The 14,257-nt window shown below is 70.4% G+C and carries 13 protein-coding genes; 12 read left to right on the plus strand and 1 reads right to left on the minus strand.

Annotated elements, in window-relative coordinates:
* The first annotated feature begins 4 nt into the window (after positions 1–4).
* The 12 genes from OIB37_RS09940 (at position 5) to OIB37_RS09995 (ending at position 13,473) form a co-directional block, all read left to right on the plus strand.
* Positions 5–1,222, plus strand: coding sequence for a hypothetical protein (locus OIB37_RS09940; protein ID WP_330457181.1), 1,218 nt, complete (start codon positions 5–7; stop codon positions 1,220–1,222).
* Entirely contained in the window at positions 1,219–2,430 is a 1,212-nt protein-coding gene (locus tag OIB37_RS09945) for an aminotransferase class V-fold PLP-dependent enzyme (protein WP_330457182.1), read from the plus strand. Before OIB37_RS09940 ends, OIB37_RS09945 begins: the two co-directional genes overlap by 4 nt.
* Entirely contained in the window at positions 2,427–3,995 is a 1,569-nt protein-coding gene (locus OIB37_RS09950) for an amino acid adenylation domain-containing protein (protein ID WP_330457183.1), read from the plus strand. The genes OIB37_RS09945 and OIB37_RS09950 overlap by 4 nt, the downstream gene beginning before the upstream one ends.
* A complete protein-coding gene (locus tag OIB37_RS09955) occupies positions 3,992–4,249 on the plus strand; it encodes a phosphopantetheine-binding protein (protein ID WP_330457184.1) in 258 nt (85 codons plus the stop codon). Before OIB37_RS09950 ends, OIB37_RS09955 begins: the two co-directional genes overlap by 4 nt.
* A complete protein-coding gene (locus OIB37_RS09960) occupies positions 4,246–5,250 on the plus strand; it encodes a TauD/TfdA family dioxygenase (protein ID WP_330457185.1) in 1,005 nt (334 codons plus the stop codon). Before OIB37_RS09955 ends, OIB37_RS09960 begins: the two co-directional genes overlap by 4 nt.
* Positions 5,251–5,323: 73 nt before the next feature.
* Entirely contained in the window at positions 5,324–6,289 is a 966-nt protein-coding gene (locus OIB37_RS09965; RefSeq protein WP_330457186.1) for a DMT family transporter, read from the plus strand.
* Positions 6,282–7,178 carry a thioesterase II family protein gene (locus tag OIB37_RS09970; protein ID WP_330457187.1) on the plus strand — a complete coding sequence of 299 codons (897 nt, stop codon included), beginning with the start codon at positions 6,282–6,284 and terminating at the stop codon, positions 7,176–7,178. The genes OIB37_RS09965 and OIB37_RS09970 overlap by 8 nt, the downstream gene beginning before the upstream one ends.
* A 389-nt stretch (positions 7,179–7,567) precedes the next feature.
* A complete protein-coding gene (locus OIB37_RS09975; protein ID WP_330457188.1) occupies positions 7,568–8,797 on the plus strand; it encodes a branched-chain amino acid ABC transporter substrate-binding protein in 1,230 nt (409 codons plus the stop codon).
* A gap of 125 nt (positions 8,798–8,922) precedes the next feature.
* Positions 8,923–9,855, plus strand: coding sequence for a branched-chain amino acid ABC transporter permease (locus tag OIB37_RS09980; RefSeq protein ID WP_330457189.1), 933 nt, complete (start codon positions 8,923–8,925; stop codon positions 9,853–9,855).
* Between the two features lie 5 nt (positions 9,856–9,860).
* Complete coding sequence (locus OIB37_RS09985; protein WP_330457190.1) at positions 9,861–11,678, plus strand: branched-chain amino acid ABC transporter permease; 1,818 nt, start codon at positions 9,861–9,863, stop codon at positions 11,676–11,678.
* 5 nt (positions 11,679–11,683) lie between these two features.
* Positions 11,684–12,760: an ATP-binding cassette domain-containing protein gene (locus OIB37_RS09990; RefSeq protein WP_330457191.1), complete on the plus strand. Its 1,077-nt coding sequence runs from the start codon at positions 11,684–11,686 to the stop codon at positions 12,758–12,760.
* On the plus strand, positions 12,757–13,473 hold the full coding sequence (locus tag OIB37_RS09995) for an ABC transporter ATP-binding protein (protein ID WP_330457192.1): 717 nt from the start codon (positions 12,757–12,759) through the stop codon (positions 13,471–13,473). Before OIB37_RS09990 ends, OIB37_RS09995 begins: the two co-directional genes overlap by 4 nt.
* Positions 13,474–13,566: 93 nt before the next feature.
* On the opposite strand, the gene OIB37_RS10000 is transcribed toward OIB37_RS09995, so the two are convergent.
* Positions 13,567–14,223: an ANTAR domain-containing response regulator gene (locus tag OIB37_RS10000; RefSeq protein WP_330457193.1), complete on the minus strand. Its 657-nt coding sequence runs from the start codon at positions 14,221–14,223 to the stop codon at positions 13,567–13,569.
* Between the last annotated feature and the right edge of the window lie 34 nt (positions 14,224–14,257).

The following is a 14,257-nucleotide window of genomic DNA, read 5'->3' on the forward strand; positions in this document are numbered from 1 at the left end:
TCTCGTGGACCAGCAGGGCCTGGCCCCGTCCGGGAAGTTATCCGTCGGCACTCCTGAGGCATTCCGGAAACTCCCCTTCACCGGCAAGGCCGATTTCCGGCGCGGATTTCCGGCCCGTGTCGTCAATCACGAGGAAACCCTGCCGGAACTGACGTACACCAGCAGCAGTTCGGGGACCACCGGCGACCGTCTGGTCACCGTGGTGCACCGGCCCCTGCTCGCCGAGCGGATGGCGGTCACCGCCGCCGCCCACCCGGGCCTGAGCGAGCGGCTGTTCGGCGTGGCGCAGCGCAAGGTGGCCCGGCTGGCCGCACCCAACTGCTCCGACGTGGAGTGCGCCACCCCGCTGTCCACCCTCACCGACCGCACGCTGCCCGACGGGACGCTGGTGCTGTCCGTCGCGCACGACGTACTGGCCACCTCCGAGGCGATGGTCGACAAGATCCTCGACGAGCTGACCGCCTACCGGCCCGCCTGGCTCTACGCCGACCCCACCCATCTGGCCTTCCTCTGCGGCCGGCTGCGCGAACGGGGCATCGGCTCGCTGCCCGTGCGCGCCGTCGTCCTCACCTACTCGCTGCTCACCCGGGCCGCGCGCCGCACCGTCACCGCCGCGCTGCCCGAGGGCACTCCGGTGGCCGAGGTGCTGTCCATGTCGGAGTTCGGCTGGCTCGGCATCGAATGCCCCGCCGGGGCACGGCACCTGAACGAGCGGAACTACCACCACGAGATCCTCCGCGACGACGGCAGCGAGGCCGCGACCGGCGAGATCGGCGAACTCGTCGTCACCAGCGTCGGGGACCAGCTCTCACCGCACGTGCGCTACCGCACCGGAGACCTCCTCGAACCCGGCGGCCGATGTCCCTGCGGGGCCGCGGGACGCACCGTGGTCCACCACGGCCGCGCCTCCACCTGCCTCGCCGACGGCACCACCGGCCGCTTCGTGACGGCACGGCAGGCCGACGACGCCCTCGGCGACATCCCGGGCGTGGACCACTACCGGATCGACCAGAGCACCCCCGACACCGCGCACTGCCGGATCATCGCCCGCGCCGACGCCCCGCACGACCCCGTCCCGGCCGTACGCGACCGGCTCCGCGACCTGCTCCCCCGGGTCGGACGCGTCCACGTCACCGCCGTACCCCACATCGAGGCCGAACGCTCGGGCAAGTTCAGCACCTGCTCCGGGCCCGGCCGCACAGCCGAAGGAGCCCTGCTGTGACCGCCGTCGTGGACCTGCGCGCCGACTTCCCGGTCCTCGGCCGCACGCTGGACACGGGCCCCCTCGTCTACCTCGACAACGCCGCCACCTCGCTCAAACCACGCTCGGTGATCGACGCGATGGCCGGCTACTACGACACCGTCAGCGCCAACATCCACCGGGGCAAGCACATCCTGTCCGAGGAGGCCTCCGAACGCTACGAGCAGGTGCGCGCCAGGATCGCCGCACGGCTCGGCGTCGCCCCGCACAACGTGGTGTTCACCGCCAACACCACCGACGGCATCAACCTGGTGGCGGCCGGCCTGCCCCTCACCGCCGACGACCTGGTCGCCCTCCCCCTCGACGCGCACCACTCCGCCCAGCTCCCCTGGCGGGAGCGGTGCCGCACGATGTGGCTGGACGCGAGCGAGCACGCCACCGTCGACGAGGACTCCTTCCGCGCCGCGCTGGACCGCTCGCCCCGGCTGGTCGTCCTCACCGCCTGCTCCAACATCACCGGACACACCGCCGACATCGACCGGCTCACCGCACAGGCCCACGAGGCCGGAGCCTGGACCGTGGTGGACGCCGCACAGCTCGCGCCGCACCGGCTGCCGCGCATCGGCGACCACGTCGACGCCCTGGCCTTCTCCGCACACAAGATGCTCGGCCCCACCGGCATCGGCGTGCTCTGCCTGAGCGACCGCGTGATCGACGCGCTCAGCCCGGCCCGGCTCGGCGGCGGCACCGTCGACTGGGCCGACGCACACGAGTTCCGCCTGCGCCGCGCCCCCTACCGCTTCGAACCCGGCACCCCGAACATCAGCGGCGTCTACGGCCTCGGGGCCGCCCTGGAGTATCTCGACCAGGTCGGCGAGGCCGAACTCGCCGCAAGCGACCACCGCCTGCTGACCGCACTCCTCGCGGCGGCCGAGGCCCGCCCCTACCTCACCGTCCTCGGCGGCCTGTCGGACAAGGACCGGCTGCCCGTGCTGACCGTGACCCTGCGGGGCATCCCCGACCCCTCCCCGCTGGCCCGCGCACTCAGCGACTCCTACGGGGTGATGTGCCGCTCCGGCTACTTCTGCGCCCAGCCGTACTTCGCCGCCCACCAACTGCCCGCGGGCCTGCGCATCGCGCCCTACCTCTACAACACCGAGGCGGAGATCGAGCACACCTTCACCGCGCTCGACGAACTCCACCGCCATCTGGCCCGGGACACGCGATGACCGTACCCGCCGAGGCCCTGTACGAGCGGTTCCGTACCGTCGCCGCCGCCTCCCCCGACCGCACGGCGGTCATCGGCGCCGACGGCGAACACCACACCTACCGGGAGCTGTCCGGTCTCGCCGACGCCGCCACCCAGGCGCTCAGTGCCCGCCTCGGCGGCGAGGACACCGTGGTCGTCGAGGCCGAGCGCTCACCACGCCACCTCGCGGCCCTGCTGGCCGCCTGGCGCCTGGGCCTGGCCTACGTCCCGCTGCGCCACCACGAGACACCGGCACGCCGCGCCCACGTACTGCGGCAGCTCGGCGGGCGCGCCCTGCTGGTCTCCGGCGACGCCCGCTCGGCCCGGGTCTCCCGCGTCGATCCGCGCGTGACCGGAGAGCTGGCCGCACCCCTGCGCTGGCCCACCGGACAGGCCGCCTACGTGGTGTTCACCTCCGGCAGCACCGGCACCCCGAAGGGCACCGTCCTGTCCGCGGAGGGCTTCGCCAACCGGCTCGACTGGAGCCAGGACGCCTACCCGCTCACCCCCGACGACGTACTGCTCCAGCACACCGCCGTCTCCTTCGACTTCGCGGTGTGGGAGACCGCCGCCGCGCTGCTGCACGGCGTCCCCCTGCTGCTCACCGAGGACGGCCGGTACACCGACCCCGAGGAAGCGGTGCACACCGCGGTCCGGCACGGGGCCACCGTCGCCCACTTCGTGCCCTCCGTGCTCTCCCTGGTGGAGATGTCCGGGCTGCTCGCCGACTGGCCCTCGCTGCGGCTGCTGTACTCCGGCGGCGAACAGCTGCGGGGCCCCCTGGCGGCACGGGTGCTGCGCCAGGCACCGCGGGCGCGCCTGGTCAACCAGTACGGCCCCGCCGAGACCTGCGTCGACTCCACCCACCACCCCTGCACACCGCCGCACCCCGAGGGACCGGTCCCCATCGGCCGGGCCATCGACCGCACCCGGCTCACACTCCTCGCGGCCGACGGGCTCGGCCCGGACGCGGGCGAGCTGGTGATCGGCGGCCCCGGCGTCGGCTTCGGCTACCTGGACCCCGCCCAGCCCGCCGGCGACCGCTTCGGACACGACCGGCACGGCCGTACGTTCCGCACCGGCGACCTGGTGCGCCGGCTGCCCGGCGGCGAACTGCTCTTCCTCGGCCGCCGCGACGACCAGCTCAAGGTCGGCGGGGTCCGCGTGGAACTGGGCGAGATCGAGTCGGTCGCCGCCGCCGTGCCCGGGGTGTCCGCCGCCGTGGCCCTCGCCGTGGACGGACCGGAAGGACCGGTCATCGACCTCGTGGTGGAGAGCCGCGACGGCAGCCTGGACCAGCGGGCACTGCGCGCCGCCCTCGCCGAACGCCTGATGGGACCGGTCGCGCCCCGGCGGCTGAAGGTCGTCACCGCGCTGCCCCGCACACCCGGCGGCAAGATCGACCGCTCCCGGCTGCCCGGCCGCGACCACCCCGGACCCCCGGGAACACCCCCGGAACCCCCGCAGTCCCGGTCCTCCTCAACACCGCCCCCGCCCCCAGCACGCCTCACACCTCCCGTACCTGCGAACAAGGAGACACGTTGAACCCCGCGAACAACGCCGTGACCGCGGACGCACAGGCCCGTGTCAGCCAGGTGTGGACGGAGGTCCTCGACTGCCCGCCACCCTCCGCGGACCAGCACTTCTTCGACGACCTCGGCGGCAACTCACTGCTCGCCTACCAGGCGACCGTACGACTGCGCGAGGCCCTGGGCCGGCACGTACCGCTGAAACTGCTCTTCACCGCGCCCAGGTTCGCCGACTACACCGCCCACCTGTCCGGGGAGGCCGCCGTATGACCGGCCAGGACCTCGCACTCGAGGACTGCACGACCCACGGGACGTTCCCGCTCGTGGTGAGCGCCGCCGGCGTCCGGGACGCCCAGGGCTGGGCCACGGCGCACGCCGAACCGCTGCGGGCGGCACTGCACCGGCACGGAGCACTGATCCTGCGCGGCTTCCCGGTGCCCGACGAGGGCGCCTTCCAGGACGTCGTCGGCGCCCTGAGCGGCGGCACCTGGGCCGAGTACCAGGAACGCGCCACGCCCCGCTCGCACGTGACGGGCGCGGTGTTCACCTCCACCGAGTACCCGCCCGACCGCTCGATCTTCGTGCACAACGAGAGCTCCCACGTGCTGCGCTGGCCGCGCCGCCTGTACTTCTGGTGCGGCACCCCCGCGGCCGAGGGCGGGGAGACCCCGGTGTGCGACACCCGGCGCGTGTACCGCGGGCTGGACCCGGCACTGCGGGAGCGGTTCACCACCGAAGGCTGGATCTACCAGCGCACCTTCGGCACCGGCATCGGCTTCAGCTGGCAGTCCGTGTACGGCGTGGACACCTTCGCCGAGCTGGAGGAGTACTGCGCCCGCAACCACGCGGCCCTGCGCCGCGACGGCGACACGGTCCAGGTCCGCTACCGCCGCTGGGCGGCCGTACGGCACCCCGACACCGGCGAGGACAGCTGGTTCAACCACGGTGTCTTCTTCAACCGCTGGAACCTCGAACCGGAGCTGCAGGAGTTCGCCGAGGAACTGGGCGAGTCGGCGCTGCCGTACAACACACTGCACGGGGACGGCACCCCCATCGACCGCGAGGTGATCGAGGAGATCCGGGCGGCCTACGACGCGGCGACGGTCGCCGAGCCGTACCGGGCCGGTGACGTCATGGTCGTCGACAACATCGCCGTCGCCCACGGCCGCAGGCCCTACCGGGGCGCCCGGCGCATCCTGGTCACGATGACCGACCCCACCGACGGCACGGAATTCGCGCCTCCGGACGTGGTGGCCACGCCCGGCTGGTAGAACGTCCGGGAACCGGTGCGGGCCCGCGCGGGGCCCGCACCCTCAGGAGCGAGCACCGAAGGAAGCAACTCTCGTGAACATCGTGCTGTACGCGGTCATCGTGCTCTTCTGGGGCACCACCTGGATCGGCATCAAACTCCAGCTCGGCAGCGTGGACCCGGCCGTGTCGGTCGCCTACCGCTTCCTGCTGGCCGCCGTCTGCATGTTCGTCTGGACCGGCGTACGCAAGCTGCCCATGCGCTTCCCCTTACGCAGCCATCTCCGGCTCGCGCTGGTCGGGTTGCTCATGTACTCCAGCAACTACGTGCTCTTCTACTACTGTTCCGAACACCTGGTCTCCGGCCTGGTGTCGATCATCTTCTGCCTGTCGGTCGGCTTCAACATCCTCAACGGCCGCCTCTTCCTCAAGCGGCCCGTCTCGCGCACCGTGGTCCTCGGCTCGCTCGCCGGAGTGCTGGGCCTCGCCCTGGTGTTCGGCAACGACATCACGCACACCAAGGCCTCCTCGGAGCTGCTGACCGGTGTCCTCCTCGGCCTCGGCGCGACCCTGCTGTTCTCCCTGGGGAACATCACCTCCTCCTGGAACCAGAGCGCGGGCGGCCTGCCGATCGTGCAGTCCACCGCCTGGAGCATGCTGTACGGCGGGGTGTTCACCTCCCTCGGCTGCCTGGCCGCCGGGAACTCCTTCACCGTCGAGCCCTCGTTCCGCTACCTGGCGGGGCTGGTGTACCTGTCCGTGTGCGGCTCGGCGATCGCCTTCGTCACCTATCTGACGCTGCTGTCCCGGATCGGACCGGACCGCGCCGCCTTCGCCACCGTGGCCTTCCCCATCGTCTCCCTCTCCCTGTCCACGGTCTTCGAGGACTACCGGTGGAGCGCCCTCGCCGTGCTCGGCGTGCTGGTCGTCCTGGCGGCCAACGCGGCCATCCTCGCCGGTCCCAGACTGCGCCGGCTGCTGGGCGGGACGGCCCCGGGCGGGACGGCCGAGACGACCGCGGAACCCCGGCCGGTACCGGAGAGCGGACCGCGCCGTGGCTGAGCCGCCGGCCACACCCCCGGACAGCGCGGCGCACACGGGAGGCGCGCCCTCGGACAGCGCGGCACACACGGGCGGCACGCACGCGGGTCTCCCGCCCCAAGGCCGTTACTACCTGCTCCCCTACGCGGGCGGGGGCCCCGCGGCCTACCGTCCGCTGACCGACCACTGGGCGGCCCGCCCGGACCACTCGCCCGCGGTGGTGCCGCTCGCCTGGCGGTCCGGGACGTATCTCGGCACGGGCGGACTGCGCGCCCTCGCGGACGACCTGGCCGGCCGTGTCGCCGCGGACCTTCGGCTTCGACCCGGGCTCCGTTACGGCCTGTTCGGGCACAGCATGGGCGCGCTGGTCGCCTACGAGACGGCCGTCGCGCTCGCCCGCCTCGACTGCCCGGCGCCCGCGGTCCTCGCCGTGTCGGGGCGGGTGGCGCCGCAGTACGGCTACCGGGCCGCCGTCGACCCCCAGGAGCCGGAGAGCACCGCCGAGTACCTGCGTTCCTGCGGCGGCGCGCTCGCCGAGGCCGCCGCGGACCCCGAGTTCGTCGAGCTCGTGCGGGAACGGCTGCGGGACGACGTCCTGCTCGGTGCCGGGCACACGCACCGGGAGCGGCCGCCGCTGCCGGTGCCCGTCGTCGCGTTCGGCGGACGCGACGACCCGCTCGCGGCGCACGCGGAGATGGCGGGGTGGCTGCGGCACGGCGCGGACTCCGGGCGGCTGTGGCTCTTCCCGGGCGGCCACTGGTTCCTGTGGGACCACGTTCCGGCCGTGGCGGCCAGGCTGGAAGAGGCCCTGCGAGCCGCACCGGCCACGGCGAGCGCGCCCACACACGGCGAAACGGCGAAAAGTCCTGCGGAATACCGGGATTCGTTTCCCGAAGGTAACCGTGCGTAATGCGAACGCAATGCGGATTCTTCGATTCCACCCGTCGCCCACCGGCGCACCACCCACCTCGGAGATCCCCCCGGCCGCCTGCGACAACAGAGTCGAGTCATTACCAAAACCCCTGAGACACCTGAAACGATCATGGTGGGTCCTGCGGGTTCTCAACATGCGGACAGGGCGAATCGACGTGAATTCCGTCGTTCCCCCCACGAGGTACCGCTCTGCATTACCTCGTGTCATAACAAGAACGTCACAGCATTGCGCAGACTCTCCTCCACGTTCCCCGCACACGCTTAGAGTCACGGCCAGTCACCGCGCCCACCAGAATCTCAACTTCGGCCTGGCGCGCGGCTCGACCGTTTCCACGGGGAGGCGGTTGTCCAGGGAAAGGACTGATCGTGCGTCAACGTTCGCTCATCGCCATCACCGCCGCTCTGGCCGCGGGAGCACTTACCCTCACCGCCTGCGGCTCGCGCGACAGTGGCGACAAGGACTCGCAGTCCGGCGGCACCACCGTCACCATCGGCGTCGATGCCCCCCTCACGGGCGACCTCTCCGCGATCGGCCTCGGCATCAAGAACTCCGTCGACCTCGCCGTCAAGCAGGCCAACAAGCAGAAGACCGTCGACGGCATCACCTTCAAGACGGAGGCCCTCGACGACCAGGGCCAGCCGTCCGCCGGCCAGCAGAACGCCACCAAGCTCGCCGGTGACAACGGCGTCTACGGCGTCGTCGGCCCGCTGAACTCCTCCGTCGCCCAGTCGATGCAGAAGGTCTTCGACAACGCCAAGCTGGTCGAGGTCTCCCCGGCCAACACCAACCCCAGCCTGACCCAGGGCGACAACTGGGCCACCACCAAGGCGCGCGCGTACAAGTCGTACTTCCGCACCGCCACCACCGACGCCATCCAGGGCCCGTTCGCCGCCGAGTACGTCTACGGCAAGGCGAAGCTGAAGAAGGCCTTCGTCATCGACGACAAGAAGACCTACGGCGCCGGCCTCGCCGCCACCTTCACCGCCAAGTTCAAGGAACTCGGCGGCAAGGTCGTCGGCACCGAGCACATCAACCCCGACGCCAAGGACTACTCCGCCGTCGCCACCAAGGTGAAGAACTCCGGCGCCGACGTCGTCTACTACGGCGGCGAGTACCCGCAGGCCGGCCCGCTCGCCAAGCAGTTCAAGGGCGCCGGCGCCAAGATCCCCCTGGTCGGCGGCGACGCCGTCTACGACCCGACCTACATCAAGCTCGCCGGCCCCGCCAGCAACGGCGACCTCACCACCTCCGTCGGCGCCCCGCTCGACACCCTGCCCTCCGCCAAGGCCTTCCTCGACAACTACAAGGCCGGCGGCTACACCGAGGCCTACGGCGCCTACGGCGGCTACGCCTACGACTCCGCCTGGGCCATCATCCAGGCCATCAAGAAGACCGTCGAGGACAACGACGGCAAGCTCCCCTCCGACGCCCGCGCCAAGATCACCGAGGCCATGCAGGGAGTCTCCTTCGACGGCGTGACCGGCAAGGTCGCCTTCGACGAGTTCGGTGACACCACCAACAAGCAGCTCACCGTGTACTCGGTCAAGGACGGCGCCTGGACCACCGTGACCTCCGGCACCTACAACGGCGGCTGAGGCCCGGCCCACTCCCGCACCACCACCGAGCCGCGCGGGGCGCTGTTCCACAAGCGCCCCGCGCGCACTCGCATCCGGACATCCGGGCACATCCGTCAACATCCGAAAGTCTCGGAGGACTTGCGGTGAACGAACTGCCGCAGCAGCTGGTCAACGGCCTGCTTCTGGGAGCCATGTACGGGCTGGTCGCCATCGGTTACACCATGGTCTACGGCATCGTCCAGCTCATCAACTTCGCCCATGGCGAGATCTTCATGACCGGCGCCTTCGGCGCCCTCACCGTCTACCTGTACGTACTGCCGGACGGCACGTCCATGTGGATCGCCCTGCCCCTCATGCTGCTCGGCGGCATCATCGTCTCCGTCCTCATCGCCGTAGGGGCGGAACGGTTCGCCTATCGCCCCCTGCGCAGCGCACCCCGCCTGGCCCCCCTCATCACGGCCATCGGCCTCTCCCTCGCCCTCCAGCAGGCCGTCTGGGCCTGGTACCCCGACGCCAAGTCCGCCATCACCTTCCCCCAGATCGACGGCGGCCCCTTCCACGTCGGCAGCGTCACCATCCAGACCGGCGACATCTTCCTGATGATCGCCGCCCCCATCAGCATGGCCGTCCTCGCCTACTTCGTCATGAAGACCCGCACCGGACGCGGCATGCAGGCCACCGCCCAGGACCCCGACACGGCCAAGCTCATGGGCATCAACACCGACCGCATCATCGTGGTCGCCTTCGCCCTCGGCGCCGCCTTCGCCGCCGTCGGCGGCGTCGCGGACGGCCTCAAGTACGGCCAGATCGACTTCAAGATCGGCTTCATCCTCGGCCTCAAGGCCTTCACCGCGGCCGTCCTCGGCGGCATCGGCAACATCTACGGCGCCATGCTCGGCGGCATCGCCCTCGGCGTCGCCGAGACCCTCGCCACCGCCTACATCGCCGACCTCCCCGGCATGGACAAATTCGGCAGCCAGTCCTGGGCCGACGTCTGGGCCTTCGTACTTCTCATCCTCGTACTGCTGTTCAGGCCCCAGGGCCTGCTCGGCGAACGCGTCGCGGACAGGGCGTGACACCGATGACCACACAGACCACCACCCCCGAAACCCCCACCGCCGCGACCACGGCCGGCCTCATCGGCATCCCGCCGCACATCGGCCGCGCCCTCGCCACCGCCGGCGGCGGCCTCACCGTCGTCTCCACCTTCCTCGCCTGGACCTGGACCCAGGCCTTCCCCGGCGACCTCACCGTCTACGGCTACCCCGGCGGCCTCCAGGTCCTCGTCCTCATCGGCGGCATCCTCACCACCCTCCTCGGCCTCGCCTCCTACCAGGTCAAGGGCCTGCACCGGCTCGCCCCCGCCGGAGCCGACGCCGCACTGAAGTTCGCGGCCCTCGCCACCTTCGCCACCGCCTGGTACACCGTCCTCGCCATCAGCTACGAACTCGGCGGACTCGTCAACCTCGAACCCGGCGCCTACATCGCCGCCGCCGCCACCCTCGCAGCGTTCACCGGCGCCCTCGCCCTGCCCTTCAAGCGGCCCCAGCCCGAACCCATCGACCCCGACGACACCGGCTGGGAGAAGTTCAAGCACGACGCCGCCCACCGCTGGGAAACCGTCAAGGCCGCCTTCTCCGCCGAAGCCCCCCGCCCCGTCGCCACACTCCCCGCCTACGCCGAGATCCTCATCATCGTCGGCATCATGGCCATCGCCCTGACCGTCTTCACCTACGGCATCGGCACCGAGTACGACGAGCTCTTCATCGGCTTCCTGCTGACCGCCGGCTTCGGCTTCGCCGCACTCAACAAGTCCGGCCTCATCGCCCACGCCTCCCAGATCACCAGCCGCCACCAGAACATCACCGTCTGCGGCGCCTTCGTGACAGCGGCCCTCTTCCCCTTCACCCAGACCAACGACCAGTACGCCACCCTCGGCGTCTACATCCTCATCTTCGCCACCGTCGCACTCGGCCTCAACATCGTCGTCGGCCTCGCCGGACTCCTCGACCTCGGCTACGTCGCCTTCCTCGGCGTCGGCGCCTACGCCGCCTCCCTCGTCTCCGGCTCCCCCAGCTCCCCCTTCCACGTCCACTTCCCCTTCTGGGCCGCCGCCCTCGTCGGCGCCGCCGCCTCCCTCGTCTTCGGCGTCCTCATCGGCGCCCCCACCCTCCGACTGCGCGGCGACTACCTCGCCATCGTCACCCTCGGCTTCGGAGAGATCTTCCGCATCACCGCCAACAACCTCGACGGCACCAGCGGACCCGACCTCACCAACGGCTCCAACGGCGTCTCCTCCATCCCCGACCTCGACATCCTCGGCCTCGACCTCGGCGCCCAGCACGACATCGCCGGCTTCACCATCGGCCGCTTCGCCAACTACTTCTTCCTCATGCTCATCATCACGGCCGTCGTCGTCCTCGTCTTCCGACGCAGCGGCGACTCCCGCATCGGCCGAGCCTGGGTAGCCATCCGCGAAGACGAGACCGCAGCCCTCGCCATGGGCATCAACGGCTTCCGCGTCAAACTCATCGCCTTCGCCGTCGGCGCCTCCCTCGCCGGACTCGCCGGCACCGTCCAGGCCCACGTCACCTACACCGTGACCCCCGAGCAGTACCTCTTCGCCGGCCCCATCCCGCCCAACTCCGCCTTCCTCCTCGCCGCAGTCGTCCTCGGCGGCATGGGCACCATCGGCGGCCCCCTCATCGGCGCCTCCCTGCTCTTCCTCATCCCCAACAAGCTGCAGTTCCTCGGCGACTACCAGCTCTTCGCCTTCGGCGTCGCCCTCATCCTCCTCATGCGCTTCCGCCCCGAAGGCCTCGTCCCCAACAGGCGCAACCAGCTGGAGTTCCACGAAGAAGCCGAAGCACCCGCAGTCCTCAGCAAGGCAGGGGCCTGACCACCATGACCACCGACACCACCACCACACAGGACACCGCCCCCGGCGAAACCGTCCTCGACGCACGCGGCGTCACCATGCGCTTCGGCGGCCTCACCGCCGTCCGCGACGTCGACCTCACCGTCAACAGCGGCGAGATCGTCGGCCTCATCGGCCCCAACGGCGCCGGCAAGACCACCTTCTTCAACTGCCTCACCGGCCTCTACATCCCCACCGAAGGCGAAGTCCGCTACAAAGACGCCGTCCTGCCCCCCAAGTCCTTCAAGGTCACCGCAGCCGGCATCGCCCGCACCTTCCAGAACATCCGCCTCTTCGCCAACATGACGGTCCTCGAGAACGTCCTCGTCGGCCGCCACACCCGCACCAAAGAAGGCTTCTGGTCCGCCGTCCTGCGCCTGCCCAGCTTCCACCGCGCCGAAAAAGCCTCCCGCGAACGCGCCATGGAACTCCTGGAGTTCGTCGGCCTGGAAAACAAGGCCGACCACCTCGCCCGCAACCTGCCCTACGGCGAACAGCGCAAGCTGGAAATCGCCCGCGCACTGGCCAGCGAACCCGGCCTGCTGCTCCTCGACGAACCCACGGCCGGCATGAACCCCCAGGAGACCCGGGCCACCGAGGAACTCGTCTTCGCCATCCGCGACATGGGCATCGCCGTCCTCGTCATCGAGCACGACATGCGCTTCATCTTCAACCTCTGCGACCGCGTCGCCGTCCTCGTCCAGGGCGAAAAACTCCTCGAAGGCGACAGCGCGACCGTCCAGGGCGACGAACGAGTCATCGCCGCCTACCTCGGCGAACCCTTCGAGAACGCCCCCGGCGCAGAGGAAGCCGCAGAGGTCGAAGCAGCCGAAGCGGGAGCCGCCCGAACCGACGCCGAAACCGACGCCGAAACCGACGCCGAGGCCGCCGACGAGGCCGGCACCGAAGCCCAGGCCGACACCGACGCCACCACCGAGGCCGACCCCGAGCCCGCCGACACCGAGCCCGCACCCACGACCGACGCCGCGCCCACGACGGACGACACACCCGCCACGGACGCCACGCCCGGCACGGACACCGCCGGCAAGGAGAACGACCGATGACCGCACTGCTCGAAGTCGAAGACCTCCGAGTCGCCTACGGCAAGATCGAAGCCGTCAAAGGCATCTCCTTCAAGGTCGAAGCCGGCGAGGTCGTCACCCTGATCGGCACCAACGGCGCCGGCAAAACCACCACCCTGCGCACCCTCTCCGGCCTCCTCAAGCCCGTCGGCGGCCAGATCAGGTTCAACGGCAAGTCACTCAAGAAGACCCCCGCCCACCACATCGTCCAACTCGGACTCGCACACTCCCCCGAAGGCCGGCACATCTTCCCGCGCATGACCATCGAGGACAACCTCCGCCTCGGCGCCTTCCTGCGCAGCGACAGAGCCGGCATCGAAAAAGACATCCAGCGCGCCTACGACCTCTTCGCCATCCTCGGCCAACGCCGCAAGCAGGCCGCGGGCACCCTCTCCGGCGGAGAACAGCAGATGCTCGCCATGGGCCGCGCCCTGATGTCCCAGCCCAAACTGCTCATGCTCGACGAACCCTCCATGGGCCTCTCCCCGATCATGATGCAGAAGATCATGGCGACCATCGCCGAGCTGAAGTCCCAGGGCACCACCATCCTGCTCGTCGAACAGAACGCCCAGGCCGCCCTCTCGCTCGCCGACCACGGCCACGTCATGGAAATCGGCAAGATCGTCCTCTCCGGCAGCGGACAGGACCTCCTCCACGACGAATCCGTCCGCAAGGCCTACCTCGGCGAGGACTGACACGGCCACGGCCATGGATTCGGATACGACGGAGGCCCGCGCCCCCACACAGGGGACGCGGGCCTCGTCGTACACACACACCGGATCCGGCGCTCAGCCCTTCTTGGCCTTCTTCTCCTGCGCGTCCGCGATGACCGCCTCCGCGACCTGCTGCATCGACATCCGGCGATCCATCGACGTCTTCTGGATCCAGCGGAACGCCGCCGGCTCCGTCAGCCCGTACTCCGTCTGCAGGATCGACTTCGCCCGGTCCACCAGCTTGCGCGTCTCCAGCCGCAACGAGAGATCCGCGACCTCCTGCTCCAACTGCTTCAGCTCCGCGAACCGCGACACGGCCATCTCGATGGCCGGAACCACGTCACTCTTGCTGAACGGCTTCACCAGGTACGCCATGGCACCGGCGTCCCGGGCCCGCTCGACCAGATCACGCTGCGAGAAGGCGGTGAGCATGAGCACCGGGGCGATCGACTCCTCGGCGATCTTCTCCGCCGCCGAGATGCCGTCGAGCTTCGGCATCTTCACATCGAGGATCACCAGGTCCGGCTTGTGCTCCCGCGCCAGCTCCACGGCCTCCTCCCCGTCCCCGGCCTCGCCGACGACGGAGTACCCCTCCTCCTCCAGCATTTCCTTCAGGTCGAGCCGGATCAGCGCCTCGTCCTCGGCGATGACGACACGGGTCGTCAGCGGAGGCACGTGCGACTTGTCGTCGTCGGGCGCGTCTTCGGGCTGGGGCGACTCGGGGGCGGTCACGGAGGCGGCTCCTTGTTCAGGCAGGGGTCTGACA

Source organism: Streptomyces sp. NBC_00820 (assembly GCF_036347055.1).
Classification (GTDB): domain Bacteria; phylum Actinomycetota; class Actinomycetes; order Streptomycetales; family Streptomycetaceae; genus Streptomyces.